34 protein-coding genes are annotated in these 26,404 nt (G+C 46.0%); 5 read left to right on the top strand and 29 right to left on the bottom strand.

Going from position 1 to position 26,404, the window contains the following annotated elements; genetic code table 11:
* Positions 1 to 55: 55 nt before the first annotated feature.
* From ABIC22_RS16510 to ABIC22_RS16410, 21 genes are all read right to left on the bottom strand, one after another.
* Positions 56 to 535, bottom strand: coding sequence for a DinB family protein (locus tag ABIC22_RS16510; RefSeq protein WP_354482264.1), 480 nt, complete (start codon positions 533 to 535; stop codon positions 56 to 58).
* Positions 536 to 563: 28 nt separating this feature from the next.
* The gene (locus ABIC22_RS16505; RefSeq protein WP_354482262.1) at positions 564 to 911 is read right to left on the bottom strand and encodes a GNAT family N-acetyltransferase; all 348 of its coding nucleotides are present in this window, start codon (positions 909 to 911) and stop codon (positions 564 to 566) included.
* A 28-nt stretch (positions 912 to 939) separates the two neighbouring features.
* A complete protein-coding gene (locus ABIC22_RS16500; protein WP_354482259.1) occupies positions 940 to 1,101 on the bottom strand; it encodes a hypothetical protein in 162 nt (53 codons plus the stop codon).
* Between the two features lie 860 nt (positions 1,102 to 1,961).
* Complete coding sequence (locus ABIC22_RS16495) at positions 1,962 to 2,432, bottom strand: GNAT family N-acetyltransferase (RefSeq protein ID WP_354482257.1); 471 nt, start codon at positions 2,430 to 2,432, stop codon at positions 1,962 to 1,964.
* Positions 2,433 to 2,479: 47 nt separating this feature from the next.
* The gene (locus ABIC22_RS16490; protein ID WP_354482254.1) at positions 2,480 to 2,902 is read right to left on the bottom strand and encodes a hypothetical protein; all 423 of its coding nucleotides are present in this window, start codon (positions 2,900 to 2,902) and stop codon (positions 2,480 to 2,482) included.
* Between the two features lie 42 nt (positions 2,903 to 2,944).
* A complete protein-coding gene (locus tag ABIC22_RS16485) occupies positions 2,945 to 3,490 on the bottom strand; it encodes a GrpB family protein (protein WP_354482252.1) in 546 nt (181 codons plus the stop codon).
* A 105-nt stretch (positions 3,491 to 3,595) separates the two neighbouring features.
* Entirely contained in the window at positions 3,596 to 4,120 is a 525-nt protein-coding gene (locus ABIC22_RS16480; RefSeq protein ID WP_354482250.1) for a DinB family protein, read from the bottom strand.
* Between the two features lie 53 nt (positions 4,121 to 4,173).
* On the bottom strand, positions 4,174 to 4,596 hold the full coding sequence (locus ABIC22_RS16475) for a DUF1801 domain-containing protein (protein ID WP_354486001.1): 423 nt from the start codon (positions 4,594 to 4,596) through the stop codon (positions 4,174 to 4,176).
* A 6-nt stretch (positions 4,597 to 4,602) separates the two neighbouring features.
* Positions 4,603 to 4,770: a hypothetical protein gene (locus ABIC22_RS16470; RefSeq protein WP_186812102.1), complete on the bottom strand. Its 168-nt coding sequence runs from the start codon at positions 4,768 to 4,770 to the stop codon at positions 4,603 to 4,605.
* Positions 4,771 to 4,827: 57 nt separating this feature from the next.
* The gene (locus ABIC22_RS16465) at positions 4,828 to 5,310 is read right to left on the bottom strand and encodes a hypothetical protein (protein WP_127538718.1); all 483 of its coding nucleotides are present in this window, start codon (positions 5,308 to 5,310) and stop codon (positions 4,828 to 4,830) included.
* Between the two features lie 27 nt (positions 5,311 to 5,337).
* Complete coding sequence (locus tag ABIC22_RS16460; RefSeq protein WP_354482248.1) at positions 5,338 to 5,880, bottom strand: HAD-IIIA family hydrolase; 543 nt, start codon at positions 5,878 to 5,880, stop codon at positions 5,338 to 5,340.
* A 74-nt stretch (positions 5,881 to 5,954) separates the two neighbouring features.
* Positions 5,955 to 6,194 carry a DUF3977 family protein gene (locus ABIC22_RS16455; protein ID WP_154896132.1) on the bottom strand — a complete coding sequence of 80 codons (240 nt, stop codon included), beginning with the start codon at positions 6,192 to 6,194 and terminating at the stop codon, positions 5,955 to 5,957.
* A gap of 36 nt (positions 6,195 to 6,230) precedes the next feature.
* On the bottom strand, positions 6,231 to 7,166 hold the full coding sequence (locus ABIC22_RS16450) for a GNAT family N-acetyltransferase (protein WP_354482244.1): 936 nt from the start codon (positions 7,164 to 7,166) through the stop codon (positions 6,231 to 6,233).
* A 274-nt stretch (positions 7,167 to 7,440) separates the two neighbouring features.
* Positions 7,441 to 7,686, bottom strand: coding sequence for a P-loop NTPase family protein (locus tag ABIC22_RS16445; RefSeq protein WP_354482242.1), 246 nt, complete (start codon positions 7,684 to 7,686; stop codon positions 7,441 to 7,443).
* Positions 7,687 to 7,735: 49 nt separating this feature from the next.
* Positions 7,736 to 8,218 carry a GNAT family N-acetyltransferase gene (locus ABIC22_RS16440; protein ID WP_354482240.1) on the bottom strand — a complete coding sequence of 161 codons (483 nt, stop codon included), beginning with the start codon at positions 8,216 to 8,218 and terminating at the stop codon, positions 7,736 to 7,738.
* A gap of 21 nt (positions 8,219 to 8,239) precedes the next feature.
* Positions 8,240 to 8,725: a DinB family protein gene (locus tag ABIC22_RS16435; protein ID WP_354482238.1), complete on the bottom strand. Its 486-nt coding sequence runs from the start codon at positions 8,723 to 8,725 to the stop codon at positions 8,240 to 8,242.
* A gap of 30 nt (positions 8,726 to 8,755) precedes the next feature.
* Positions 8,756 to 9,205, bottom strand: coding sequence for a hypothetical protein (locus ABIC22_RS16430; protein ID WP_354482235.1), 450 nt, complete (start codon positions 9,203 to 9,205; stop codon positions 8,756 to 8,758).
* A 143-nt stretch (positions 9,206 to 9,348) separates the two neighbouring features.
* A complete protein-coding gene (locus ABIC22_RS16425) occupies positions 9,349 to 9,792 on the bottom strand; it encodes a GNAT family N-acetyltransferase (RefSeq protein WP_354482232.1) in 444 nt (147 codons plus the stop codon).
* A gap of 56 nt (positions 9,793 to 9,848) precedes the next feature.
* Positions 9,849 to 10,277, bottom strand: a complete 429-nt coding sequence (locus ABIC22_RS16420; RefSeq protein ID WP_354482230.1) for a GNAT family N-acetyltransferase — start codon at positions 10,275 to 10,277, stop codon at positions 9,849 to 9,851.
* A gap of 31 nt (positions 10,278 to 10,308) precedes the next feature.
* Positions 10,309 to 10,764: a GNAT family N-acetyltransferase gene (locus tag ABIC22_RS16415; protein WP_354482228.1), complete on the bottom strand. Its 456-nt coding sequence runs from the start codon at positions 10,762 to 10,764 to the stop codon at positions 10,309 to 10,311.
* A 232-nt stretch (positions 10,765 to 10,996) separates the two neighbouring features.
* A complete protein-coding gene (locus ABIC22_RS16410; RefSeq protein WP_354482226.1) occupies positions 10,997 to 12,220 on the bottom strand; it encodes an amidohydrolase family protein in 1,224 nt (407 codons plus the stop codon).
* 152 nt (positions 12,221 to 12,372) lie between these two features.
* On the opposite strand from ABIC22_RS16410, the gene ABIC22_RS16405 reads away from it, so the two are divergent.
* Positions 12,373 to 12,564: a hypothetical protein gene (locus ABIC22_RS16405; protein ID WP_127538707.1), complete on the top strand. Its 192-nt coding sequence runs from the start codon at positions 12,373 to 12,375 to the stop codon at positions 12,562 to 12,564.
* A 38-nt stretch (positions 12,565 to 12,602) separates the two neighbouring features.
* On the opposite strand, the gene ABIC22_RS16400 is transcribed toward ABIC22_RS16405, so the two are convergent.
* Both ABIC22_RS16400 and ABIC22_RS16395 read right to left on the bottom strand, forming a co-directional pair.
* Positions 12,603 to 13,157 carry a methylated-DNA--[protein]-cysteine S-methyltransferase gene (locus ABIC22_RS16400; protein ID WP_354482222.1) on the bottom strand — a complete coding sequence of 185 codons (555 nt, stop codon included), beginning with the start codon at positions 13,155 to 13,157 and terminating at the stop codon, positions 12,603 to 12,605.
* 65 nt (positions 13,158 to 13,222) lie between these two features.
* Entirely contained in the window at positions 13,223 to 13,927 is a 705-nt protein-coding gene (locus ABIC22_RS16395; protein ID WP_354482219.1) for a DNA alkylation repair protein, read from the bottom strand.
* A gap of 191 nt (positions 13,928 to 14,118) precedes the next feature.
* Here ABIC22_RS16395 and mgtE point away from each other — a divergent pair, with 191 nt between their 5' ends.
* Entirely contained in the window at positions 14,119 to 15,495 is a 1,377-nt protein-coding gene (mgtE, locus tag ABIC22_RS16390; protein WP_354482216.1) for a magnesium transporter, read from the top strand.
* Positions 15,496 to 15,647: 152 nt separating this feature from the next.
* Here the strand turns inward: mgtE and mmsB are convergent, their stop codons facing one another.
* The 6 genes from mmsB to ABIC22_RS16360 form a co-directional block, all read right to left on the bottom strand.
* Positions 15,648 to 16,811, bottom strand: a complete 1,164-nt coding sequence (gene mmsB / locus ABIC22_RS16385; RefSeq protein WP_239299446.1) for a multiple monosaccharide ABC transporter permease — start codon at positions 16,809 to 16,811, stop codon at positions 15,648 to 15,650.
* Positions 16,795 to 18,345 carry a multiple monosaccharide ABC transporter ATP-binding protein gene (mmsA, locus tag ABIC22_RS16380; protein ID WP_095359719.1) on the bottom strand — a complete coding sequence of 517 codons (1,551 nt, stop codon included), beginning with the start codon at positions 18,343 to 18,345 and terminating at the stop codon, positions 16,795 to 16,797. The genes mmsB and mmsA overlap by 17 nt, the downstream gene beginning before the upstream one ends.
* A gap of 21 nt (positions 18,346 to 18,366) precedes the next feature.
* Complete coding sequence (gene chvE, locus ABIC22_RS16375; RefSeq protein WP_354482212.1) at positions 18,367 to 19,452, bottom strand: multiple monosaccharide ABC transporter substrate-binding protein; 1,086 nt, start codon at positions 19,450 to 19,452, stop codon at positions 18,367 to 18,369.
* A gap of 301 nt (positions 19,453 to 19,753) precedes the next feature.
* The gene (locus ABIC22_RS16370) at positions 19,754 to 21,073 is read right to left on the bottom strand and encodes a response regulator (RefSeq protein ID WP_354482209.1); all 1,320 of its coding nucleotides are present in this window, start codon (positions 21,071 to 21,073) and stop codon (positions 19,754 to 19,756) included.
* Positions 21,070 to 22,926, bottom strand: coding sequence for a cache domain-containing sensor histidine kinase (locus tag ABIC22_RS16365; RefSeq protein WP_483312592.1), 1,857 nt, complete (start codon positions 22,924 to 22,926; stop codon positions 21,070 to 21,072). The genes ABIC22_RS16370 and ABIC22_RS16365 overlap by 4 nt, the downstream gene beginning before the upstream one ends.
* An 88-nt stretch (positions 22,927 to 23,014) precedes the next feature.
* Entirely contained in the window at positions 23,015 to 24,022 is a 1,008-nt protein-coding gene (locus ABIC22_RS16360; protein ID WP_354482206.1) for a substrate-binding domain-containing protein, read from the bottom strand.
* A gap of 206 nt (positions 24,023 to 24,228) precedes the next feature.
* Here ABIC22_RS16360 and ABIC22_RS16355 point away from each other — a divergent pair, with 206 nt between their 5' ends.
* The 3 genes from ABIC22_RS16355 to ABIC22_RS16345 all read left to right on the top strand — a co-directional run bounded on the left by ABIC22_RS16355 (position 24,229) and on the right by ABIC22_RS16345 (position 26,388).
* Complete coding sequence (locus ABIC22_RS16355) at positions 24,229 to 24,810, top strand: LysE family translocator (protein WP_154896120.1); 582 nt, start codon at positions 24,229 to 24,231, stop codon at positions 24,808 to 24,810.
* An 18-nt stretch (positions 24,811 to 24,828) separates the two neighbouring features.
* On the top strand, positions 24,829 to 25,605 hold the full coding sequence (locus tag ABIC22_RS16350; RefSeq protein ID WP_354482203.1) for an AraC family ligand binding domain-containing protein: 777 nt from the start codon (positions 24,829 to 24,831) through the stop codon (positions 25,603 to 25,605).
* Positions 25,606 to 25,719: 114 nt separating this feature from the next.
* On the top strand, positions 25,720 to 26,388 hold the full coding sequence (locus tag ABIC22_RS16345) for a phosphatase PAP2 family protein (protein WP_483312551.1): 669 nt from the start codon (positions 25,720 to 25,722) through the stop codon (positions 26,386 to 26,388).
* Positions 26,389 to 26,404 lie beyond the last annotated feature (16 nt).

The following is a 26,404-nucleotide window of genomic DNA, read 5'->3' as shown; positions in this document are numbered from 1 at the left end:
CGGAATAAGTTGCTCTCGCCATTTTTTCTAATAATCATGGGCTCCACCCATCCGGTCAGTCAGGTATAATAAGGCCTTTACCGATTACATTGGCGGACACCGGTTCCTTGCCCAATTCTCTCGCCCATACCGACAATTGTCCCATATGGTGTATTTCATGAGCGATGACGTGGCGCATCACTTCTCCCCATGAATCAATGACAACTTTGCCATTCGGTAGATGATCGATATGAGCTTTCTTTTCCATGCTCGTGTCCCACGCCAAAACAAATGCCTCTACATCGGGACGCAGCTTGCGATCGAATTGTCGCACAGCTTCAAGGCTCTTGTAGTGTTCAAAATCTTCCGCTCCATCCGGCTTGCCTTGCAGAATCTGAAGCCAGCTCCACTCTACATCAATGATATGGAAAAACGTCTTCAAGATGCTCCCTACCCCGCCTGTACGAGGCCGCAGCAATTCTTCAAGCGGTAGATCCTCACACCACGCATACCACTGTTCACGCACCATCCAGTTATAACGAAAAAAAGTTTCCATTTCCATTCCTCCTTTTCTGGTTGTCTTTCTAAAGTGTTTTGATTAATTCCGTATTGGCAAACGTGATATCCGAATGTTCAAGATCCCCGTATATCCCGCTAATCTGGTTGAATCCGGATTTGATCCAGAATCGTAATGCAGGCCAGTTTTTGAGCGCCACGTTGATTCTGATTTCCCTGTACCCGAGTGAGGAAAGGTGAAGGCTCAGTGCTGGAATCATTTCCTGTCCATATCCTTGCTTTTGAATATCACTTTGGATATATAAAAATTCAAGATAAATGGAATCCTCAGATGGGTAACCATGGTACATACTCAGCAGACCGATTTTTCGATTCTCTTCGACTGTACGGATCGATTGAATCCGGTAATTCTCCAACTTTCCTCCCGGTGGAAGATTGCCTTCTTTAACACATTTTCTTCACATAATCCGGTTCATACTCCCGTCCGTCCCATTGTTGTAAGTAACGGCTTGTTTCACAAATGGACTGGATCTCGGGGATCTCGCATTCTTCCACATCCGAGATAATGAGTCGTTCTGACTTCCATTTTTCTGGAAGCTGCTGCATATTAATCACTCCAATTACTTTATCATCATCTTGGATTATAGAAGTTATATAGAATTGCTCTTCAATGTATTGTTAGGCTCACCTCCAAATACCTGGATCGGTCCAGTCCATCGTTCCTCATTCAGGATTATCTCCCTATACATTCCTTCCGCGAAGCCTGCTATCTCCCCATTCACTTTCATCATTAGGGGTCGTCTGTATGTGTCCGTCCATTGATGATCAATATACTTGTATAAATATAGACCATGAATATTCAACTCATGTCCATCGAACTCACTTGAATCATATCGATATAGTTGCATCAGGTTATGTAATACATGTTTATCTTCATAATCTATCGCATTTATTTCTAACATTTCTCTTCTCCACTCCCCCTTCCTGTTAAGCAATTTTCTTGACGATATCTCTTTCTATCTTCTATCATAACCCACGATATGGAAAAACCAGAACCGCATAATTGAGGTTTGTTACTTTTCGGAACGGATCAATCTCTTTTTTATATAGTGGAAGACATGAATTGCGGCATAAATAAGTAAGACATTAAACAAATAGGAAAGGACTTGGATGTTGACACCTGAAAGAAACCAAATTGTGTCAGGGGGACTGTGATGGTGATATTCCGTGTAAAATCGAAAGGGGAAACCGTACTCCGTTCTCGGTGGACCTTCCGTGTAAGCTGTTCCAGGCATAAGCATGACAGCTAACATGGCAAGCCAAGCGGAGAGGTTTAGTATTCTATAATTAATGTTCAATCTATCTCCCCCATCTCATCTAGGACTGAATTTTCTTCGATATACGTTCCTTCCAACTTGTTATCAAAGAACTCTCCCCAAACCTTCTGATCTATTACATAATTCCCATTAATTCAAACTCTTCCTAAACGTAACACGCGAATATCCGGTTTGGAAATAATCCTTCTCCAATTTCGATACCGAGTAACCAATCGATTTATAAAATACTAGTGTATCTTCATTACCCGGATGGCCGAGGGTGTGCAGCATAACTTCAGTTACTCCTTTTTCTTGAATCGCTTCACATACATGGTCCAAAAGAGTTTTCCCGATTCCCTTTCTCAGATGCCTGGGCGATACAACGACACCTACGATTTCGTACAATTTTTCATCGTTGTTATACATAAACCCGGCATGTCCTACAATCCTGTTCTTCTCAACCGCAACCCAGTATGCCGAATTACTGGAATGATTTAAATAGCTCGCCCAACGTTCTGGATAGAGGTTAATGATAAAAGCGGGAAACTGCAGCGCATATTCCTCCATTAATTGCTTAACCAATTCCGGATCCTGTGGTTCCAACCGTCGGTAAGATATCACATACATCACCCTTTTATAAAATGGAATAACCCCTAATAACATGTTGACTATAGCTGCTTTTTACGAGCCTTGAAAAGAGCCTCCAAACCAAGATCGACCAGCACAAAGATCATCGCTGCAAATACACCAAATAAGGTTAGAATGATGGTTTCCTTATACATTAAAACATCGATCCCAGCGCCCATGATCAGACAAAATATGTACATGCCGACGAACCCAGCGCACGCGTAACTCATTAATTTTATGATTAGGTAGAGTACATGATTAGTAATTCTGATCTTGTTCACCAAGAAGTCTACTAATATTGACAAAGGTAACCCTATCAAAAAGATCAACGGAGCTGCATATATAGGGTACACAGCAATATAAAAACCAAAATCATAAGTTTCACTCATGGATACCAAGCTTGCAGCTAAACTAAACATGATTATGGTTAAAAGTGAAGTTAACAGCTTTCTACCCAGGTTCATTTCACCACTCCAATATGAGTATCCACAATTAATCCAAGGTACTTATACGTCCGAATCCGCCGGTTTCCAGCCTACTTCCTGAGACCACAGATGGGCTTTCTGCAAGATCTCCCACACTACAGGCCCTTTGCCCTCCACATACTTCGAACGTTGTTCCTTGTATAAACTCATGAGCCTGTGCTTTTCCTCCGCATACTTCAGGCAATCCAGTGGATGTTCTCGTAAATAATCCCTAAACAGCAATGTCATCTGCTCCGAAAAACTCCCTGCTTGCCTAACGTGTACATGAGTTCGTCTATTCCCAGGTGCTTCGCGGAAATATCTTTTGCTCTGATCCGGATTATCCTCCCTAAACACAAAGCCGGCCCTTTCCATATCAAACTGGAAGTCCGGTAAGTTATCAAGATGCATCACCGAAATTTGAATGTCAATAATGGGTTTGGCGTCTAAATCGGTGATAGAAGTTGATCCGACATGGTCGATGCGAAGAGCCTTTTCTCCTAATGCCTCTCTTAATCGGAGTCCCGTCTCTAAAAACATCGCCCTCCATGCTGGGTCATACGTTGCAATTCTCCATTGATCTTCCATGTAGAACCTCAACCTCGTTTCGATATGTATTGGCTATATCATAAATAACAAGTCCTATTACGCTTTTGTTACTCATTATCGTGTGTTTATTGTTCATTCGTGCATTTAAATCCCCTTCTCCTTAAACCACTTTCTTAGTTGATTAATATGAGCTTGATGGTAACGATTATGGTCGGCCATATGCCATATTCCCCAGCGCAGTGTGGCTTGTTTTTCATGGTCATGTCCAAAAGTAACAACACGGTCCAAATCAGCATCTGTTAATTGCGCACATGTCTCTTTCAGCTCAGTTATTACTCCCTCATATTGAGAGATAAGCGTGTCCCTTGACACTCCACTCACCATCGGAAGGTTGTGGTTTTCATCGATCATCGGGCCGTATTGTTCTCTCAATGGATCGGATAGCGGTATTCCCTTGATTCTGTAAACCCAGTTTAGATCAACGTATAGGATATGTTTTATTAACTGAGCCGTACTGTTGAGGTTATGATCGGGTCCCTTGTAGTCTACTTCCTCCTGGGACATTCCTTCTGTAATGGTTTGAAGTCGCTGGCTATTCTCTCTCACCGCTGAATATAACATTCCCACCACCGATGTCATATTGGGTTGGCCTTGCAGGTCATGCAGCATATTATTTATTCCTCCTTGCCTTGTTCATAGCACATATGGTACATGAAATATAACTACGGATTCGGATAGGTCTCTTGTAAGAACTTAACCGACTGGTTTATCAGAGCTTTCAAAATATCCACATGAATGTCGGCGACTTTATTAATATACACGCATGCTTTTCCTGTCGTATGTTTTCCTAGGTCCTCTAACAGTAATTCTCGTTCTGTATCTCCAGTTGCAAAATATAAGCTGATTTTCGCTTTTCGGGGTGAGAAACCCACCAGTGGGGCATCACCTTCGTGCCCGGAATCATATTTATAGTGATACGAACCAAATCCAATAATGCTCGGTCCCCACATTTTGGCTTCATAGCCCGTTGTCTCAGCAAAAATATCCAGCAACGTGTAAGCATCCTCACGTTTCTTTGGATGATCCACGCTCTCAATAAACTCAATAACACTATTGTCTGTCTCTTTTGTTTTTTGCTTGTACATCATGATTCACTCCTTTTCAACCTGATTAGCAGATTGGATCTGTCCAGCTCCTCGCAGCTGTTGATTCAGTTCATCCAATGATTTTTGCAGTGATTCCATTCTCCTCAACCCTGCGTATTGATTACTAATTATGCCCGCAAAACCAATAACCACGACTATAATGAGATAAAGCATGGAATCCCTCCACAGTGAATTATCGTTAATATAACTGTTAATGAGTGCAGCAGATAATTAATTCGTTAAGTCTTTTATTTTCATTGAAAAACTCTCCCAGTCACTACTATATCCTAAATTTGTCCCCCAACCTGCTGACCTTAGATCATCTCCTAATTGGATTAGTTCGTTAATCCCGTCATTGTCCAACTTGGTATTTGGAAAACCTGTGAATGTGGGAAAGTTAGCAAAATACCTATACAATGTCCACAAGTCATTTTCTTGCGATTTCGTAATCATTCCAGCATCTTTACCTGTAACCATTAGTTGGTGAATACCTTCTGTAACATCCTCAATTTTCTCAAGAACCGTATTTTCGTCGTTCCACTTATTATTCATTTGATAATTAATTGTACTCTCCAATTGCACTAAATCGCCTTGAAGTCCAAAGGATAAACCCGAATAGATTTCTCTCAGGTGACTTTCCCTCCAAAATACATACGTGATCAAGGCGATGTTAAATACTATGGAGACAACAATAATGATATTTTTGGTCTTCATTGATTCCCCTCTCTATTAAAAAAATGTCTAGGTAGAGACTACTTGGCTTATGATAAAGTTCACAGCATCCCCGAAATGATCAGCAATATAATCCGGCTCGGTCACAGCCCACTTATCCCTATATTTACCTAGAGCTTCATTACCTGCCCCTGTTCTCACCAATATCTTCTTGCAGCCAGTGTAATGTGCAGCTAACATGTCGGACCACCGATCTCCAATGACTACACATTTGCTCAGGTCCAAGCGATTCTCTCTTGCCGCTCTCAACAACATTTCCGGTTTGGGCTTCCTGCAGGCGCACTCATCATCATGTTGATGCGGGCAGATATACACCACGTCAAAACCAAAGTCCGTCATTTCCTTCTCAAATTCTTCCACAGCTGCCTCTCCTCTTGAAACACCCGGTTGGTTCGTAAATCCGTAGATGGGAATCCCATGACTTTTAAGTTTCTCTAAAGAATCTAGCGTAAACGGGAACAGCTCAAATTCACCTGGATAAATAACTTCATCTGTACCACCTATCGTTCCATCACGATCAATAAAAATCGCATGAAATGTATTGGTTGACATGGCTGACCTCCTTATTTAGCTCTCTTTCACTTCTAGTTTCTATGGTTCCAGGAGTCTTATCTTGACTCCCCGAATCAATATCCAAAGAAACCAAGAATGATTTTTACCTTCTTCACCTTTTTATTCATAAATTTAATTCCCTCTTTTGTATCGATGATCATTACCTTTTTTCCGATCCATACTCTAACGTACACTGACCTAAGACTGAAGGGTTTAGTAAATCCCTTGACCTCGCTTTCCGTACCGTCTTCGTGTTCGAATTCCGTTCGGATGAACCAACGGTTTCCATATCCGATCTCTCTGAACTTTTTCAAAGCATGCTCCTTTTCTCAAGACCTTTCACTTTAATTTCATTCTGCAGGAATAATCATCTGTTGTACTTCTTGTACTCCAGGAATAAACCCGAGGTTATAATATACGGATTCTGCATCGTTTCCTTCCATGACATACAACCGAAGGATTGGATATTTTCCTTTCAGGATTGTCAAAGCTCTCTGCAGCATATATGTAGCAATACCTCTCCCTCTATGCGATGGAATAACACCAATACTATAGACTGCTGCCTCCGTGTCCTGTAAACAAAGCCGGCAATTGGCGACAAGCTTCCCCGTATTTTTGTCATACACAAGTGTAGAAGCTTCCGTAAGGGTCTCATTGGTTAGAGCGGGATCTTCATCAGGTATGAACTGTTCCAGCGAAGACTTATTTCTTCTTACCGCCTCAAAACCTCCTACAAAGCTTGCGAAGTCGCATTGAGCTATTTCATTTTCATTTGTAAATCGCTTGGTGCCTGTTGCATCTTCGGTAATTTGAGGACTCTTGATGATCAGATCGTCGTCCCAAGTCACGTCAAATCGTTCCGTGGGACGCTGCATCCAGCGGCATCTGAACTCCACTGGCCAAAATCCAGCTTTGGCAAATAAATGAACCTGATCCGGAAGAATTTCAAAAGCTTTAATGGCTTGGGTTCGATCAGACCAGCTGACAAGGATCTTTTTCAGAAGCTTCAGTACCTCAAATGATTGATTGAACGGTGGAATAAAAAATAAATGATATATATTATTAGGTGCCATCCGTACCCCACCCATTTTCGATTCTCCCTGGTAGATCCAATACGCATTATTTCGGTTAGCACTGAACCGCTCTTCTCGAAAAAAACCAACAAAGCGCATATTGTAATAAACCGAGCAATATATTCCCCACTCTTCCGGGTCAGCCTTACGAATAGAATATTCGCTGGATAAATTATACGTTTCCATGTTTTCAGACCATTCAGCTACCTGCACTCGTCATTCCCCCTTGAATATCTTCATAGAGAGCACTTTATTATTACTATTCACTATAATTAATTTTCGCTTATGGTGTTCAAGTAGTTCATAAATCTTATTCATATTTTCACTATCGAATTTGTAATTCCATTTCAGCATGTCGACCAAACCTGTAAATGTTTGTTTGTAGTTTGCTTTTTCTAATCCAATTCTTTGCTTAATGAATCTCAGCACAATTCTTATGGCTCTTACCATTGGTTTCGGGGTCAAAAAGATGATAATATCTGCCTCTTCAAAACATCCTCATTACCCATTTGTAATATATCCCCTCAATAATCCACGCATCCTCACTTATAATATCTTCAAGCAGTCTATCCCGGAGTTCAGGTGGATTCTTTCCGGCAAATTCAACGGAGCTGCTCCACATCACTTTGTCCAATTCATAATATGGAATATTTAGTCGGCTGGACAGTTCTCTGGCCAAATAGGTTTTCCCACTACCTGTGGAACCTATAATATGGATTCTCTTATAAACCATCTTAATTTTTCTCGTCCTTGTCTTTTAAAAGTCTTTATCATTCAACTATTTAACTCATTATAAATTCTTGTATCCTTCTCCCGTCCTCAACTCGATCTGAGAAGTTTCCTTGTGTGTACTCGTTTATAACCTTATTCCAAAAGCGCTGTGCGGGCACATTGCTTTCAAGCTGGTGTACTTCCCAGCGCCCCTTATGCATATCAAATAGTTGTTTAGCTACAGCCGTGCCTATGCCTTCTTTCCTGTATTTCTTCATAATGAAAAACTCCGCAATGGAGCAGTACTTTCGCTCTTCTGATTCTATGCATCTCACTAATACAAAACCTATATAGTTATGCTCTTGTTTGATGACATATGGAAATCGATGATCCACTTCGATCCAATAGTCTTCCAAATAGGGATATGGCTTAAATAGACCATCATCTTCAACATCACAATGAATAAATTCAGAGAAATCATAACTATAGAATTGCATGAGGTTTTGTATGATACCCTTATGTTCCTTGGATGCTTGAATTAATTCATAATACATATCGTGTTTACCACCTCACCTTTACTTAGCTATGTGTAGTGTCTTCTTAAAGGCTTCGATCTGTTTTTTATGATGTTTATCATGCGATATGAATGCCCTTACATACTTTTTAATACTGAATTTCTTCTTGTCTCCATCTTTATATTCTCGTGTATATTCCTCTTCGTTCAATCCCGTAATATCATGGATAATGTTCATTCGCTTGTCTACAAATTCTTCAACAATCGTATTCTTCGATCTGGTCTTTGAGTATTCCATCGCATTTGCATTAAATTCATCAAAGTTCAGATGCCTTACGGTCAATGGTTCGCCCTGTTTGATTTTATAGATAGCACCTTCATAGAAATATTGATCCCACAGCATCATATGCGCGATAACGTCCTTCAAAGTCCATTTGCCTTCAGCTATTGGCGTATTCCAATCCTGCTCAGATAGACTCTCCAACTCTTTCACATATGAAGTAAACGACTTGAATTCCTCAATCATTTCATCCGTAGTTTTAGCCATGATTATATCACTCCCTATAAGTGATTTTGTTCACCTTACTTTAAGATCGAACTCTTCAGTTTGACCGTTCCATTCTATGCGAAAACTCACACTTGAATCGGCTAGAGGGATTGCTCCATTACTTATTATGTAGCCAACAAAATATACGTCCTCTGCATTCTTATTAGCAGGTGTCGTTCCCCTTCCCGATCCAGCAGTGGTATCGTAACTGTATTTTATTTCTCCAACCGGCTTCGTATCATCTCCAATATATTTGAAAACCAATTGTCTTTTATGATTGTCTTCCCCTATCTTTTGGAGAGATATAAGGTTTGCTGCCCAGTTGTCAGCTGAGCCCTTGTATTCATTTAGAAACTCCAGCTTGGAAACCTCTATATCATAAATGTCATTAGCCATTAATCCAGTATAGACAGAAGACTTCGAGTAACCGCCACTGAGCAAAATACCCAATAACGCCAAAATTATAGTTGCATTTTTCAAGCTGCTTCACTCCTTCCTTGCTTTTAACCATTTGATCTAAAGTCATACAGGTTGTGCCTTTTCTACTCTTCTACCATTTCAAAATTTCTCATATTATTAATAACGCTTTTCCATTCGGAATAGTTATTACATTTCCAAAAAGTCTACAGCCTTTTCTTCAGAAAATACTGAACGATGCCCTCTGGATATTCATCAATGACTCCAAACACTTCATAGCCCATCTTCTGATAGAACTCTGGAGCCTGGTAGGAGAACGTACTGGTGTGAGCAAGTTTGCACCCCATACTTGAGGCTATGCTTTCCGCTTGCGAGAGGAGAGACTTCCCACTCCCATGATTTCTATATTCCTCGTCGATCCAAAAGTTATCAATATATAACGTCTCACAGTATGTAGCACAGAAGATTCCACCTACAGCCCGGCCTTCCATATCCCTCAGAAATAGCTTGATGCTTTCTCCTGGCTTCTTTAATAAGCCTTTCGTTTCTCTTACATTGTAGTTATATAAACGATCACAAATAGCTTTGTAGTCATCCTCATGCTCTTCATATACGATTTGTAATTCAACATCTTGCTTCGGGCTATTCATCGCTCTATAACCTCATTCCATTCGATTAGATTTGTTTGTTCACTTGGTACGTTCGTCTACAGGTATTTCTTGAATGCTTTGCTGGACTCTCCATCGTACCCTAGTTTTTCATAAAAATGATGTGCCTCGCTTCGGGATGCTCCACTGGTTAGAAACATTTTCACACAATTTCTCTGTATACATATATTTTCGATATACTTCATTAGTGCTGAACCGTATCCCTTGCTCTGGACATGCTCCGTAACAATGACTCGTTCGACTACTCCAAACGGTCTATTCTCCACCAGGGCATCCAGACAAATATGTAAGTGTGCTGTACCAATAACCTTTTGATCCATTTCACACACGAGCAAGAAACTGTTGGGATTATTCTGGATCTCCTCAATCCGTTCTCCCAACACTTTTGTATTCAAGTTGTTTGGCAACAATTCTTTGTACAAACGTTCAATAGCCTGCGCATCTCCTGGTTCTGCTTCCCTGATCATCACGCCCACGCTCCTTATGTTCTAAAAATAATTAATTCAGCTGATAACTCAATATAGTGTCTCCATTGTCTTCAACTTCGCCTGTGTCCAGGAATCCAGAAGCTTTATATAGCGTGTTAGCCACAACGTTATGCGGTACATGAGACACCCTGATCTGTTGGCAATCAGCTCTGCTTTTTAGTTTGTTGATCACTTCTCTTATCGCTTGTTTGGCATAGCCTCTTCCTTGGTATCTCTCATCAATCATAAATCGCAAAATCCAGTAATACCCGTCACTATAGATTTCATTGTCAAATAGAATGAAACCCACCATCTGATCCTCTGCATAGATTCCGTATGGCTTGGAAGTGGTCTCCTTGATTGCATGAATGAGCGAGTCCGAATTCGTAGCGACCAGGTTCATTTGCTCTTCCCGGGGTTTAAGGGTAATGCATTCCACTTCATTTTCTTTCGTTATCAACCTTAGCGTGACGTTCTCTACTGACATGAGGGCCTCCCCTTAATCATTTATCATCGTTTTACCATAATCCATATAAATACTTGCACGGACCTGTCCTACAATTTATCCAACACATATACATCTGGAAAACTAAATCCATCATAACCCAAATCATGGTATATGCGAATAAATTATTCCTCTCTCGTTAGAGGTGTATCTTCTTTTAACATCACAAAAAAACCACGGTTTCCCGTGGCTTCACATGATTTCTGCATTTCCCTTATACAGTTCCACTCACCATTTGCCCCTTGTACCAAACCGCCTGCCGGGCAGATTTACGGGCAACGGCTTCCGCCGAGCAGCTCGCCTGAACCAGTACAAAGCTCGCCTCATCGCCTACTTTAGGCCAGACTTGTTTCCCTTCCGAATCCAGCGGTGTAACTCCACCCGTGATGAATCCAAGAGATTGGGACAACGAACGTTCATCATTGTATCCATATAATTCGGCGAAGCGCCCTGCTTTCTCCAGTTGATCCCCGCTGCCAAAAGGTGACCAATGATCGGTCAGGCTGTCTGTGGCCAGCTTCACGTTGACCCCCACGCGATGCAGCATCGGAAGAGGCATAACCATTTTGCCGATGGGCACAGTTGAAGTCACGCTCATGCCGAGAGAGGCCATGCGCTTCGCCATATCCTCTGCCTCCTGCGGCTCCGCTTGAGCGAACCAAAATGCATGACTCACCGTAACCCTCCCTTGAAGTCCTGCCTCTTCCGTCAGATCAGCGAGTCGCTGCAGCGTTTGCTTGCCCGGCTCGTTGCGATCATGCAGATGGATATCGATCCCCGCCTGATGCTGCACAGCCAGCTCTACCATGGCATGCAGCGATTTCTCGATATGCTCGTCCACCGTATGCGGATCAAGTCCACCTACGATCGTAGCGCCTTCTTGCATGGCTTGGCCCATTAACTTCACCGAATTGGAGCGAAGCAGCCCATGCTGCGGAAATGCCACAATCTCCGAGGAGAGTTTGCCTGAGAAAGTTTCCAGTGCTTGTCTGGTGGCCTCAAGCCGTTTCAACCCGCTGACGGGCTCAATGTTGCAATGGCTGCGTACATGAGTGGACCCATAGCTCTGAATCAGGTGCAGGATACTCTCCGCTTGACGTTTCGCATCAGGCAGCAGCTTGGGCAGCAGCGCCTTCTCTTCTTCAATCCGTTCGAAAATGCTGGATATGCGCCTTACAGCTTTCCAAGGTCCATCGTAGTACGTTTTATCCAGGTGAATATGTGCTTCTTCGAACGACGGCAGCAGCAGCTGCCCTTTCCCATCATATTGAGGCAGATCCATCTGAAGTTCCGTTCCCTCATCCTTAATCTCAATAATGGTTCCGTTCTCCACCCGGAGATGGGCCTTCTTCGTCTGTGTTCCCGTTACCTGGCCCTCTTCCATAACATAACCTTGCTCCAACGTTACGTTAGTCAACCAATATGCCTGATTTAACATGTCATCCCTCTTTCCACGAAGTGTGCCGTGCATGGTATCGATCATCTGTGCTCTATGGTACCATAGGGGTGAACGAGGCAAAAATATGTAAAACGTTGGTGTTCCATACGATGATCGTTTGGATCTGACTAGCGGAAAGGTGTGCCCTTAACATGAACAAATGGCTTCATATCCTTGTAAGCGCAATCGCAATTACGCTTTTCATGCTGCTGTACTATACAGTAACCGGGACGTCCCTTTCAGAAGTGCATTGGGGTTCGTACACGGTGATCCTCCTACTTGTTCTAGTTATTCCACAGACGCTCGGAACGATAATCAGAGAACGCAAAAACAGGCACAACTAAGTGCCTGCACCCTATCCACCCTCCTAAACCACCGCTCTTCAAAAATGAAAACGCTCATGCCCGCCATTAGTCACGCCTTCAATCCGCTCTAAGTCTAGCAGTCTGCGCTTCAACTCCAAGCCTCCGCGGAATCCGGTCAGTTTACGGTTGGCACCGATAATGCGGTGACATGGTAACAGAAGGGGAATGGGATTCGCCCCGTTCGCCGCCCCAACTGCACGAACCGCCGTAGGTCTGCCGATTGCAGCCGCAATCTCGCCGTATGTGCGAACTTCACCATAAGGGACACGCCCCAGCTCTTTCCACACCTGCTGCTGGAATCTTGTGCCAATCAGATCAAGTGGAATCTCGTCCGTATAATGAATCTGCTCCCCTGCAAAGTAAGCTTGCAGCCAGTCCACCATGCCTGTCCCCTTTATGGCTTGTTCATCTTGTACCAGCTCTGCTCCCGGGGCAATCCGGGTTATCCAGCTGCTCCAGTCCTCCAACGTTTCATTCGGCATGACAATACGGCAGATCCCAAGTTCCGTAGCGATCAGCACCCACGGACTTCCGTCCAGCTCCAAGGCAGACCATATGATCTTTTTTCGCATGTGTCCACGCTCCTCCCTATTGAGTATTTCATTTCGTTTCTTTCTATATAAAGAAGGCTCCGCTGCTAAACACGAACAGATCTCTTGGTCTTCCGCTTCATGCTGCGAATTATCTGCTTGGTCTCCGGATCCACGCGATAAGACTCCGTTATTTTCTGCAGAGCTTTATTGTAGGTAAAATCTTCGAGCGTATTGTTCTTCAAATATGGCATCGTCACTTCTGGCTGCTTCACATAGGCCATCGATATTGCCCACGCTACCGCCATTTTGACGTAGTACGCTTCATGTTTAATCTGATCCAGTGAGACCAGAACCCGATCAATGTATGTCTCATCGAGATAAAAGTTCAACAGCATGACCACGCCAAAACGTATCTCGTACTCCTGATCCGACTTCAGATAAGGCTGTAAGAAATTCCACACGGATTCTGCATGTACCCTCGTATATTTCAATCCGGCGCAGAAGCTGTCACATATCGACCAGTTATCAATCTTGGGAACAAAAGCTGCGACATGCTCCAGCCATTCATCCAGATCCGCCTGGACATGACCAATAACCATGGCCTGCAGCATCACTTCTTCGAAATAGTCATCGTCAGCCGTCTCCAGGTACGCACGCCAGTCCCCTGCAGCGAGCTTTTTCGCCATCTTTCGTATCGCAGGCAATCGAACACCCATCAGATTTGTAATATTGGGAATCAATGCAGCCGAGAATTTTTGGTACTCCGGTTCGGCCAGACTGAGCAGCTGTGTTCTGATCTCTTTTTCCACTCGTGCAAGTCCTCCTCATCAGTTACTTGTACAACCAGTATATCTCCGCAGCGCCTATTTGTAAGCCCGTTCCGAATGGTTGAGCAAGATTTCAATAGCGCAGTCCATGCTTCAATCCTCCAATTTGCTGTTTACCTCGCTTACATAGCGTTTAAAAATACGGAGCCCCGCCTCTAGAAAGGAGTCTTGATATGAACAAGAACGGACCTCAATTGCCTAATAACAATTCAATCGAAGAAATCACCGAGCTGTTGGTTCAATATGTACAAACCCAAGACCTCCCCGCATTTTATAAAGCGATAAAAGAGCTTCATCCTTACGATCTTACTCTCATCTACAAAAAGTTTCCCGAACAGGAAACGAAGCGGTTGCTGCTGCTGTTCAAGCCAGATGTTCTCGCCGATATGGCCGAATCGCTCAAGCTTCATGAACAGATTAAGCTGTTCGAACAGCTAGGGCCGGAACGTACGCTTGAGGTCATGCAGCAGATGGAAAAGGGTAATCTGATCCGGTTCCTGCATGATTTGCCTGCCAAACGCAGGGAACAGCTGTTGTCGAACATGCATCTCGACCATTCTGCCATTATCCGCTCCGTGCTGAACTATCCGCCGGAGACGGCCGGCCGGATTATGACCGACCGTTATCGTACGCTTCTGGCGCATGAGACGGCGAAGGAAGCGATAAGGGAATTCCATGGCACTCCGCCTATACCGGCTACGAGCTATCTGTACGTTACGGATGATGAAGGCAAACTCGTTGGAGTGGTCAGTCACCGGTCCCTGCTTCAGGCGGGTGACAAGACCCGGGTAGAGGAGCTGATGACCAAGCGCGTCATTTATGCGACCGTGGACATGGACCAGGAAGAAGCTGCGCAGCTGCTGCAGCGTTATGAATTTATCGCCTTACCCGTCGTTGATGAGAATCACAGACTCTGTGGCGTCATTCAGATGGATGATGTCATTGATATCATCATGCATGAAGCCAGTGAAGACCTTGCCAAGATGGGTGGTGGCGGCAAGGATATTGATTTTGATACCAAACCGCTCGTGGCGGTCAAACGCAGGCTCCCCTGGCTCATCCTGTTACTATTCATCGGACTCATCTCAGGCAGCATTGTGGACTTCTTCGAGGATACGCTGAATCAGGTGGTTGCACTCGCATTTTTCATGCCCATGATCGCCGGTATGACCGGGAATACGGGAACACAGTCTCTGGCTGTCGTTGTTCGCGGTCTCATTGGTCGCAAGCTCGACAAATCCACCGTACTGGCGTTGATTGGCCGGGAAATCAAGGTAGGTACCCTGATTGGACTTGTATGCGGAGTCATGATTACAGTTATCGCCTACTTCTGGCAGGGGGACTGGCTGCTCGGCACCATTATTGGCGTGTCCCTCTTCTTCACACTCGTGATCGGTACACTGACAGGTACATGTATCCCCCTGTTGTTAAGTCGCTTCAAGGTTGATCCCGCCGTTGCCTCCGGACCCTTGATCACTACGCTGAACGATATATTGTCGCTGTTTATTTACTTCGGGATCGCAACCCGGTTTCTGGATGCACTCATGTAAAACCGGCTGTGCCTGAGATAAGGAAAACAGACCCACTATGAAGGATAGCGGGTCTGTTTGTGTCTTTCCAAATGAGTGAACAATCTACATCTAACCCTAAGTGAAGTCCGAGCTTTAAAATATCAATGAAATGATCTATTTTTTCTATCAATCTATGCTGATCTCTTATTTTTATTGTAAATATCGAAGGCTACGGCAAGCAGAAGCACCAGACCTTTAATTCCCTGCTGCCAGTCAATGCCCAGTCCAATGAGGGACATCCCGTTATTCAGTACCCCCATAACCAAGCCGCCGATGATCGCTCCAAACACGGTTCCAATCCCTCCGGAAGCTGAAGCTCCACCGATAAAGCAGGCAGCAATCGCATCAAGTTCAAAGTTGGTACCCGCTCTTGGGGTAGCCGCATTCAGACGAGCAGCGAAGATCAGACCGGATATAGCAGCGAGCACACCCATGTTTACAAATACCCAGAACGTCACTTTTTTGGTTTTGACTCCGGATAGTCCTGCGGCCTTTTCATTTCCACCAAGTGCATACACATGACGTCCCATTACAGTTCGGTTCATGACGAAGGAATACACGACGATCAGCACAAACAGCAGGATCAGGATATTTGGAATCCCGGCGTAACTTGCGAGTACGAAGGTGAACAGGTTCGTTACCGCAGCCACCACAATCAGTTTGAGCAGGAAAAGTCCCTGCGACACCACCGCGAATCCGTATTTCCGCTGGGAGCGGCGTTCCCGCAGTTCATTTACGATATACCAGATTGTAAGCGCAATCCCTACAAGGATCGAGATGAGACCGAAACCTGAAAATTGGATATCAGGCAGGAATCCGGAGCTAATCTTTTGGAATCCCCCCGGAAAAGGAGAGATGGACTGGCCCTCCAGCACAATCATCGTCAAGCCGCGGAAGAGCAGCATGCCCGCAAGGGTTACGATAAAGGCCGGAATCCGCACATACGCGATCCAGAAGCCCTGCCACGCCCCGATTAACGCCCCCACTAGCAAAGAAGCAATCACCGCCAGCCAGGCTGGAAGCTGCCAGTCAACCATCATAATTGCCGCCACTGCACCGACAAAGGCTGCAACAGATCCGACCGACAGATCAATATGTCCGGTAATGATGACCAGTACCATCCCGATGGCGAGCACCAGGATATAACTGTTCTGCAGAATCAGATTCGTAATATTGATCGGCTTCAGCAAGAGTCCGCCAGTCAGCACCTCGAACAATATCATAATGACAACCAGTGCGATAATCATGCCGTATTGGCGTATATTGTTTTTGAACAGTTTAGTTAGCATTTCCATGCTTCTCGCCTCCAGACTTCGTCATATATCTCATCAACGTTTCCTGCGTCGCTTCCTCGCGGCTGACTTCACCCGTGATGCGCCCGGCATTCATGACATAAATCCGGTCACACAGGCCCAGAACCTCCGGGAGCTCGGATGAGATGACCAGCACGCCCTTGCCCTCAGCAGCAAGCCGGTGAATAATCGTATAGATCTCGAATTTCGCGCCCACATCGATTCCGCGGGTCGGTTCATCCAGAATGAGAATATCCGGTCCGGCAAATATCCATTTGCTCAGCACCACTTTCTGCTGGTTACCCCCGCTAAGATTGCCGGTTTTCTGAAGGATGCTTGGGGCCTTGATATTCATGCTTTTCTTCATCTCTTCGGCAACCAGCACTTCTTCACGTTCATTCACAACGGCGTTTTTGGTCAGCTTGCCCAGGCCGGTCAGTGAAATATTGCGTTTGATATCATCCATAAGAATAAGTCCGTATTCCTTCCGATCCTCTGTCACGTAGGCAAAACCATTCTGAATTGCCTCCGTTACACTGTTGTTCTGAATCGGTTGACCATCCTTAATGAGCTGGCCCGATATGTTGCGTCCATAGGATTTGCCAAATATGCTCATGGCCAGTTCTGTACGTCCCGCACCCATCAGACCGGCTATGCCGACAATTTCACCACGCCGAATATTCATGTTGACCCGGTCCAGCACTTTGCGATCAGCATGATGCTCGTGATAAACCGTCCAGTCCTTCACTTCCAAAATGACGTTACCAATATCCGCATGACGCTCGGGATAGCGGCTTGTCAGATCACGGCCCACCATTCCGCTGATAATCCGGTCCTCGGTGACGTTATCCTTCCTCATGTCCAGCGTCTCGATGGTCTTGCCATCCCTCAATATCGTGACGGAATCCGATACCTTGGATACCTCGTTCAGCTTATGGGAAATCAGGATACACGCAATTCCCTGCTTCTTGAACTCCAGCATTAATTGGAGCAGGTTTTCACTATCGTCCTCATTCAGCGCTGCCGTCGGTTCATCCAGAATGAGCAGACGAACCTTTTTGGAAAGTGCTTTGGCAATTTCAACCAGCTGCTGCTTCCCTACACCGATGTTGGATACAAGGGTGTTCGGATTTTCGCTCAAGCCCACTTTGGAGAGCAATTCACGTGTGCCGACCAATGTTTCTTTCCAGTCAATGATGCCTTTGCTGGCACGCTCGTTGCCCAAGTAGATGTTCTCGGCAATGGACAAGTAAGGGATTAGTGCGAGCTCCTGATGGATAATGACGATTCCTAGATCCTCGCTCTGCTTGATGCTTTTGAACTCACAGGTTTTCCCCTGAAATAAAATATCTCCTTCGTACGTTCCATGTGGATATACACCGCTAAGCACTTTCATCAGCGTGGATTTACCTGCACCGTTCTCACCGCACAGGGAATGAATTTCACCTTCCCGGATCTTGAGATTGACGTTTTCCAGTGCTTTGACGCCAGGAAAGGTTTTGGTGATGCCCTTCATTTCCAATATGATTCCGGTCATGGGACTTGCTCCTTTCCATTATTATTTCAGTCCAATTTCCTCTTTCGTGTAATAATTGGTGCCGACAATGTCCTTCTCCACATTGGTCCGGTCCACGGAGATCGGGTCCAGCAAATAGGCCGGAATTATTTTAATACCGTTGTTATATGACTTTTTGTCATTCACTTCTGCTTGTTTTCCTTGTAAAATACTATTGGCCATCTCTACCGTCTGCTCCGCGAGCTTGCGTGTATCCTTGAATACCGTCTGTGTCTGCTCTCCGGCAACAATGGATTTGATGGAGGCCAGCTCCGCGTCCTGCCCAGTAATAACAGGCAGAGGTTTACTTTCTGATCCGTATCCGACGCCTTTCAGTGACGAGATGATGCCAATGCTGATTCCGTCGTATGGGGACAACACTGCATCCAGGTTATCTCTAGAGTAATAGGCACTGAGCAGGTTATCCATCCTCGACTGGGCGAGTGCTCCATCCCAACGCAAGGTCGCAATCTGTGCCATTGTGGTTTGGTTGCTACGTACTACAAGCTTGCCGGAGTCGATATACGGTTTCAGTACAGACATTGCACCGTCGAAGAAGAAGTACGCATTGTTGTCATCGGGTGAGCCGCCAAACAGCTCAATGTTGAATGGTCCTTTGCCTTCCTTGAGGCCAAGCTTCTGCTCAATGTAGGAAGCCTGCAGCACCCCGACTTTGAAGTTGTCGAACGTCGCATAATACGTGAGATAAGGCGTGTTCCGGATCAGGCGGTCGTATGATATGACTTGAATGCCCTCATCATGAGCCTTCTTGATTACATCCGTCAGTGTATTGCCGTCCACGGATGCAATGACCATCACATCCACTCCCTTGGTGATCATGTTCTCAATCTGTGAAATCTGATTTTCGACCACGTCCTCAGCGTACTGCAGATCTGTCTTATATCCTTGTTCCTGAAATAGTCGGACCATGTTCTCTCCGTCGCCGACCCAGCGCTCGGACGATTTCGTTGGCATGGAGATGCCGACATATCCTTTTTCCTTGCTGCCTGTTCCGCTCTCAGCCAGATTGCAGGCCGATAACATCAAGGTCATCACCAGAAGCCAGATCATCACTGCTCCTTTTTTCATATCAAGTTCCCCTTTCCTCGAATCATGCGGATCTGATTGTTAAACAAGATAACGCTTACAATCTAGAAATGAACTTCTATTGCCTTCTGTTTCTGCCTGATCCCATCGTAGCATTGTCAGGTTTGAACAGTCTTTGCAGCTTTTGAACCTTTTTTATAAAATTTTAACTTTTGTATCCTCAGAAGGAGTACCGCATCCCTTTCTTTGAATACAGTTCCAGTTCCATCCCTGGACACAAAAAAAGAGCTGATCCGCTTCTCAGAAGCAGAGCAACTCTTTTGTCTTCGCCATATCTTATATGCTACACGCGGTCTGCGGAGGCACTCTGCCCTGTGCCCCCATCCTTCCGATACTGTGCGGGTGAAATGCCCATCACTTTCTTGAACGCCGTGCTGAAATAGTGCTGGGTATCGTAACCGACCCGTTCTGCAATGCTGTGGATAGGCAGTGCCGTTGAATCCAGCAGCTGGACTGCTTTGCGGATGCGGGCATGTGTGACCAGGGTTACGAATGTATCGTTTAACTCTTTCTTGAGCACCCGGCTGAGATATACCGAGGAGACTTGCAGACGCGAAGCGAGCGATTCCAGTGTCAGTTCCCGATCCGCGTATCCTTCATGAATGATCTGCCGAGCTCTACGCACCAGCGGAGATAAGCGGGCTTCCCCATAGATAAGCTCACGGCATAACCGGTAAGCAATCGGGACTTCCTCCAATGCACCTGTATTCTGCTCCACATGAGCATGAACAGCAATATTCAGACAGGTACTAATTTGCTGTTCAATCGTGCAATCCAGTTCTTCCGGAGCTGCCCTCCAGAGACAGAAGCCAATTAATCCATTCGGGTCCCGGAACAGGACATGGGGAAGATCTCCCAGCAGTTCACCGATAATATTTTCTACGGCAAAAAGAAACAATTGACGATCATTCTCCCGCATAAGGGACTGCCGTGCTTCGGCCGCAGGCCAGCGGACGACCCCGATCTGCACAGGCGGATCCGATGGCAGGCGCAGGAACGCAAGCTGGTCTGTCAGATCTTTTCCTTCCGCCCGTCCTTCCAGCCATTCCAGACAAAAACGCTGACGCAGCAGCGGAATGTTGCGTTCGATCTGGTCGGCAGCCTGCTTGACGTAGGCTGTACGTCTACGTTCTTCATCCATGCGCTGTTTCAGGCGCACAAGCGCAGCGTGCAGCCGCTCTGCATCTACCGGCTTAAGAATGTAATCCTCCACGCCAAGCCGTACAGCCTCTTGGGCATAAGCGAACTCATCATGCCCGGAGATGATGAGGCAGCGGCAATCCGGACACTCATCCTGAAGACGACGGATCAGATCAATGCCGTTCAGAAATGGCATGTTCATATCCACTAGAATGATATCAATACCGAACTGGACAGCCATCTCCAGCGCTTCCTCTCCGTCCTCCGCTTCGCAGGCAACCTCCATGCCAAGCGCTTCCCAGTCAATGGCATCCCGAATGCCTTCGCGAATAATCGGTTCATCATCTGCGATCAGCACTCGGTAACGCCGGGCCGACGGCAATGTCTGGGCTGCAGCCACCGATGCTGCCTTACTCTCCGTCTCTGGTTCTGTCCAAGCTGCTTGGATCATTGCTTCCTTCATTGACTATCCCGCCTTCCTTCAGTATCGAATTGCAACGCTTGTGGAAGTTCTTTCATCAACGGCTGAGTGATGGTCACACAAGTCCCTTCACCTTCCCGACTATTCAAACTGATCCCATATTCTTCTCCAAAAGAAAGCCGAAGGCGTGCCTGTACATTCAGCATGCCATAGCTTTTGCCGCCCTGACCGGCTTCCTGTGTTTCCATGCTTACCAGGGGCGTACCGAGCAGTTGTGCCATCTCGTGCAGCCGCTCGCTGGACATTCCGGCGCCATCATCCTGTACCGTCAGAACCAGCTTATGATCTTGTACTTTGGCTTCAATTCGAATCTTACCCGGACCTCGTCTGCCCTTAATCCCGTGATAGATGGCATTTTCCACAATAGGCTGCAGCACCAGCTTAAGCACGAACAGCTCCTTCAGCTCCTCCGGAATCACCAGCTCACATTGAAGTCGATTCCGGTACCGGGTCTGCTGAATTTGCAGATAACTGGATATATGTTCAACCTCGGATTGCAAGGGAATGAAGTCATTGCCTTTGCTGAGCCCGATACGAAATAGTCTGGACAGGGCACCCACCATCTCGGATACATCGTGCACACCTTTCCTCTGTGCCATCCAATGGATCGTATCCAGGGTGTTATATAAAAAGTGAGGTTTGATATGCTCCTGCAGGCTTCGCATTTCAGCATCCCGCTTTTGCCGCTCCCTTAATTCGTTAAGAGACATGAGCTGCCGGATCTGTGCCAGCATTCGGTTAAAACTTCTACCCAGCATGCCGATTTCATCAGCCCGATCGCTCCAGCGGCCGGATCTGAGATTTCCCGTTTCCGCCCTGCGCATATAAGACATTAACCGGAAAATAGGCTGAGCGATGGAACTGGAGAACCGAAGGGAAGCGCTCAGACCAAAGAGACAGACCACGAACACAAAACTGACAACGTAAAACTGAATCTGGCGGACTTCAGCTATCGATTCCCTTGCCGGAAATACGCCTACAGTTCTCCATCCTGTAAACGAGGAAGACTGGTACATGAATAACAATTCCTTCCCATCCGCTTCAGCGTTGAATATTCCGCTATCCCCGGATGGGAACCACGCTGATGGAATCTCCTCAACAAGTGGGTTGTCCGGCATATAGACACTTCGCCCTTCTGCATCGGTCACCATCACATATCCGGATTTCCCCAGCGTCACATCTCTGGCGGCCTGAGATACGGTACGCAGTTTCAGGTCAATCATAATGACACCGAGCACACGTCCTGATGTTTCATCCGTAATGGAACGTGCAACAGACACAATTTCACTATCCTTATACCGAACATGTGTCGTGATGTTGCGCTGTCTCGGTTGACCCAGCACAGTAAAAATGCCGGCATTCCGGGATGCACCTTGGTACCACTGCTCCTGGACCAGGCTCTGATTGGTTTTCGGGTACATCTCGTTGCTAATGTAATCTCCATTTCCATTCACAAGGACAATTCCTGCAATCTCCGGATACAATGTCGTGAATCCCTGCAAAAACTGCTTGATCCCATACAGTTGATCCTGATCTTTGGACTGATTCGAATTGCCACCGGATACGGCTGCTCCTGTATGACCGTCAAACTCCGTTTTCCCTTCCATGAACGCACGGATATCCGGGTCAAACGCAATCAGATAGGTCATGTTTTGCAAATTCTCCATCTTGCTGTCAAGTGCTTCATTGACTTTGCCGATTAGCTGCATCGTGTGTCCCTCGACCTGCCTTTCAACAATCCGTTCCACTGTCCAGTTCACCAGCAGTCCGAGTCCCACTGAAGGAACGATCGCAAAGAGCAAAAAGAGCAGCATCAGCTGATAGCGCAGCGGCATATTACGCAAACGCAGTCTCTGCAATCCGCTCTTCATCCGGAAACGAATTTTCTTCCAACCGAGGGGCATTCGAGAACGATGTTCTGTTTTATTTGGCATAGTAATCATCTACATTCGATCGTGTCACGACAGAGATTCCGGTATCCACCCTAACCGGCAGCGGTGCATTTTCATCCGAAGAAGACGGTGCAGGTACGGTGAGTTGGTGGTGCAAATGAAACAGATATTGAAGGGACCAGTAACCCATGTTCCAGGTTCCCTGTGCGATCGTTGCAGAGATTGTGCCGCTCTTGATCATGTCCAGTGTAGCTTTATTGGTATCAAAGGATATGATCTGTAGCGGATAACCTGCATCCCCATTCTGAACCGCTTCACCAACGCCCGCTGCTCCTGTCGCTTCGGTTACAAAAATACCGCCGAGCTCCGGATATGTCTTCATCATTCGAAGAGCTTCATCTCTCGATTTCATTGCATCTCCGTGCCCGTCCGTGACTTCAACAACCTTCATGGAAGGGTACCGATCACGGATGGTATCGCGGAAGCCTTCCGTTCGCTCCTCATGATTTTGCTGTCCCGGCATGGTCAGAACGGCGACTTCTCCCTCCCGGCCCAGAAGCTCGGCCATTTTGTCCGCAGCAGTCACCCCTGCTTGATAATTGTCCGTGCCGAGAAAAGAATAGGCCCTGCTGTCCGGGGCATCCGCATCAAACAAAACCACCGGAATACCTGCATCCAATGCTTTGTTAATCACAGGAATAAGCGATTGCGGGTCAATGGCGGAGATAGCGATGCCTGCCGGTTTCCGTGCAATCGCTTGCTCAATGATCGTGGTCTGTTCCTTCGGGTCATATCGGGTAGCTCCCCGATACTCCACGGTTACTCCGAGCGCATCCCCCGCATCCTCGAAGCCTTTGAGCACACTTTTCCAATATTCCAAGCCGGACTGAAATGTGATCATGATGTATGTTTCACCGATATCTCCACGCAGTCCCTTGGCTTCCCAAGAGCCATTCGCTTCGCTTGAGTATTCATACCTGAGCACATACAGTGCAAAAGCCGAGATAAGCAAAATGTAGACTAGCAATGTCTTTTTCAACTTCGTTTTCACATCCTTGAGATCTGTCCACTTGCGTTTCGCTTAAATTGTAAACGCAAATACGTAAAAAAGAAACCGCTTTCTCTCCAACCAAAGTATCTTCATACATTCGATCTCAGGTTGTGCTGCTGCAATAATGTACTATCGGTTCCCCCATTCCCGCAGTATGATCATGAAACTACAACCCGGGGAGGCACTATGAAACGATGAACCTTACATCTTTTTTGATTTATTGCATTGTGGTTACCTTTACGCCAGGACCCAGCAATATTGTCATTTTATCTTCCGTCCAGCACGCGGGTGCACGCAAAACGATGCATTATGTGTGGGGAGCCACCGTGGCATTTGGGTTGCTGCTTGCCGCATCGGCTTTCCTCAATCATCTTCTGGCCGGCATCTTGCCCAGTCTTCTGCATGTGATGCAGATCGTTGGCAGCCTGTATATGCTGTACCTCGCCTATCAGATCTACAAGATGGGATCTTCCGAAGAGGCACCGAAGCAAGCAACCGGATTTGTGAGCGGTTTAATTATGCAGTTTGTGAATCCGAAGGTAATTCTGTTCACGTTCACCGTCATCCCCAGCTATGTGCTGCCCTATTATGACACCTCGCTGTCAACGGTGCTGTTTGTCTGTCTTATCACTTTGATTGGATTTTTGGCCTTTACCAGCTGGGTTGTTTTCGGCTCTGTGTTCAGGCAATTTTTGCATGATCATCAAAAAGCTTTTAGTATCGTGATGGCTCTCTTTTTGGTATACTCAGCCATTATGGTATCGGGACTCATCTAGATTGGAGGTATGCATGGAGTGGAGCTGTTCAATTATAAGAAGTCGTCTGATGTCCTGGCCCTTTCGGCCAGTTTTACGGATTTTACGTATAAGAAGCACTGTCACGAGGAATATGCGGTTGGTGTGACGCTGCGCGGTATCCAGCAGTACCATCTGGATGGTCATTATCAGGCTTCCCACCAGAACGGTGTCATGCTGTTTAATCGGGAGCAGTCCCATGATGGCAGTTCTTACGACAAAGCTGGTATCGACTACGTCATGTTGTATCTGAAGCCGGAGGTGGTAGAAGACATTCTGGGGAAAAAGGAATTGCGTTTCTCCACTCCCATTGTCTATAATCCGCAGCTGGCACGAAGTATTCTCATGCTGAACCATGCCGTTCAGAGCGGGCAAGATGAAGCCAAATGCAGTGAACTGCTCTTCAGCCTCGTACATCTGCTGTCCCGGTCGGAGATTGATACTCACATTCCCGGACCTGGTGACGGGCTTGTCCGAAAGGCCAAAGAAATGATGTTCAGCAGGTTCGATGATGTGCTGAAACTAGATGATCTCTGTACCGAATTCAATATGTCCAAGTTTCAGTTTATCCGGGAATTCAAGTCACATGCCGGCATATCACCCTACCAGTTCTTCCTGAACTGCAAGGTTGAACACGCCCGGCAGGCCATAGAGAAGCATAAGGATGTCTACTCCGCGGTAGCCGAATGCGGATTCGTCGATCTTACGCATTTGAACAGACATTTTAAGCGTGTCTTCGGTGTTACCGCGTATGAATATATGCTTCAACTGAACTGAGGCGCTAATCTTTTTGTTCAAGCTATATTTAAGGTGAAATGATAGCATAATATCCATATCGTATGGCTGGCGGCCCAACATATGAAATTCAGGCATCCTGGAGGAACATGACATTTGAGACAGCAAGGGAAAAAGGCCTTCTCTATCCCGCTGCTCCTTGCAGCATTGAGCCTTACCGTATTTGCACTGATTGCCCTGTCTATCAGTGATAACCAGATCCACCGGTTTGATGATAACCTGATTGGATGGATACAAGGGATGGAAGCTCCCGGAATGACCAAGTGGATGCAGGTGTTCACCTGGATTGGCAGCGGATGGCCTGTGATCATCATAACGATCATCTCTATGATGGTATTATATCTTTTCCTGGGACACCGACGGGAACTTCTGTTTTTGGCAGCAGTCATTGCAGGTTCCACGTTGCTAAACACCCTGTTGAAACTGGCGTTTCAGCGTGCCAGACCCACCATTCACCGCATTATAGAAGCGAGCGGTTACAGCTTCCCAAGCGGACACTCGATGGCAGCATTCAGCCTTTATGGCGGACTTGCCTTTCTGATCTGGAAGCATATCCCGACAGCAACAGGCAGGGTTATCATGATCATCGTGAGTGCAGCCTTTATTTTGACCATTGGCATGAGTCGGGTTTATCTGGGTGTACACTATCCAAGTGATATTGCCGGAGGTTACTTTTTGAGCGGCAGCTGGCTGGCCATTTGCATTTGGTTTTATCAGCGTTATGTGGAGCGGCTCTCCCTGCATCATTCCAAACCTCTGACATAAAACATCAAATTTAGAA

This window comes from Paenibacillus sp. PvP094, assembly GCF_040546835.1.
Lineage (GTDB): Bacteria > Bacillota > Bacilli > Paenibacillales > Paenibacillaceae > Paenibacillus > Paenibacillus illinoisensis.
The sequence above is the reverse complement of the archived record's forward strand: the minus strand, read 5'-3'. Positions and strand labels throughout refer to the sequence as shown.

Bases quoted from the DNA above. Each gene is read 5' to 3' on its own strand.
- ABIC22_RS16425 (WP_354482232.1), bottom strand. From the start codon at position 9,792: ATGAATAGCCCGAAGCAAGATGTTGAATTACAAATCGTATATGAAGAG.
- ABIC22_RS16465 (WP_127538718.1), bottom strand. From the start codon at position 5,310: ATGAAGACCAAAAATATCATTATTGTTGTCTCCATAGTATTTAACATC.
- chvE (WP_354482212.1), bottom strand. From the start codon at position 19,452: ATGAAAAAAGGAGCAGTGATGATCTGGCTTCTGGTGATGACCTTGATG.
- ABIC22_RS16500 (WP_354482259.1), bottom strand. From the start codon at position 1,101: ATGCAGCAGCTTCCAGAAAAATGGAAGTCAGAACGACTCATTATCTCG.
- ABIC22_RS16485 (WP_354482252.1), bottom strand. From the start codon at position 3,490: ATGGAAGATCAATGGAGAATTGCAACGTATGACCCAGCATGGAGGGCG.
- ABIC22_RS16415 (WP_354482228.1), bottom strand. From the start codon at position 10,764: ATGTCAGTAGAGAACGTCACGCTAAGGTTGATAACGAAAGAAAATGAA.
- ABIC22_RS16470 (WP_186812102.1), bottom strand. From the start codon at position 4,770: ATGCTTTATCTCATTATAGTCGTGGTTATTGGTTTTGCGGGCATAATT.
- ABIC22_RS16355 (WP_154896120.1), top strand. From the start codon at position 24,229: ATGAACCTTACATCTTTTTTGATTTATTGCATTGTGGTTACCTTTACG.
- ABIC22_RS16365 (WP_483312592.1), bottom strand. From the start codon at position 22,926: ATGCCGCTGCGCTATCAGCTGATGCTGCTCTTTTTGCTCTTTGCGATC.
- ABIC22_RS16410 (WP_354482226.1), bottom strand. From the start codon at position 12,220: ATGTTAAATCAGGCATATTGGTTGACTAACGTAACGTTGGAGCAAGGT.
- ABIC22_RS16510 (WP_354482264.1), bottom strand. From the start codon at position 535: ATGGAAACTTTTTTTCGTTATAACTGGATGGTGCGTGAACAGTGGTAT.
- ABIC22_RS16405 (WP_127538707.1), top strand. From the start codon at position 12,373: ATGAACAAATGGCTTCATATCCTTGTAAGCGCAATCGCAATTACGCTT.
- ABIC22_RS16370 (WP_354482209.1), bottom strand. From the start codon at position 21,073: ATGAAGGAAGCAATGATCCAAGCAGCTTGGACAGAACCAGAGACGGAG.
- ABIC22_RS16445 (WP_354482242.1), bottom strand. From the start codon at position 7,686: ATGGTTTATAAGAGAATCCATATTATAGGTTCCACAGGTAGTGGGAAA.
- ABIC22_RS16400 (WP_354482222.1), bottom strand. From the start codon at position 13,157: ATGCGAAAAAAGATCATATGGTCTGCCTTGGAGCTGGACGGAAGTCCG.
- mgtE (WP_354482216.1), top strand. From the start codon at position 14,119: ATGAACAAGAACGGACCTCAATTGCCTAATAACAATTCAATCGAAGAA.
- ABIC22_RS16460 (WP_354482248.1), bottom strand. From the start codon at position 5,880: ATGTCAACCAATACATTTCATGCGATTTTTATTGATCGTGATGGAACG.
- mmsB (WP_239299446.1), bottom strand. From the start codon at position 16,811: ATGGAAATGCTAACTAAACTGTTCAAAAACAATATACGCCAATACGGC.
- ABIC22_RS16420 (WP_354482230.1), bottom strand. From the start codon at position 10,277: ATGATCAGGGAAGCAGAACCAGGAGATGCGCAGGCTATTGAACGTTTG.
- ABIC22_RS16480 (WP_354482250.1), bottom strand. From the start codon at position 4,120: ATGCTGCATGACCTGCAAGGCCAACCCAATATGACATCGGTGGTGGGA.
- ABIC22_RS16475 (WP_354486001.1), bottom strand. From the start codon at position 4,596: ATGTACAAGCAAAAAACAAAAGAGACAGACAATAGTGTTATTGAGTTT.
- ABIC22_RS16440 (WP_354482240.1), bottom strand. From the start codon at position 8,218: ATGTATTATGAATTAATTCAAGCATCCAAGGAACATAAGGGTATCATA.
- ABIC22_RS16435 (WP_354482238.1), bottom strand. From the start codon at position 8,725: ATGGCTAAAACTACGGATGAAATGATTGAGGAATTCAAGTCGTTTACT.
- ABIC22_RS16490 (WP_354482254.1), bottom strand. From the start codon at position 2,902: ATGAACCTGGGTAGAAAGCTGTTAACTTCACTTTTAACCATAATCATG.
- mmsA (WP_095359719.1), bottom strand. From the start codon at position 18,345: ATGACCGGAATCATATTGGAAATGAAGGGCATCACCAAAACCTTTCCT.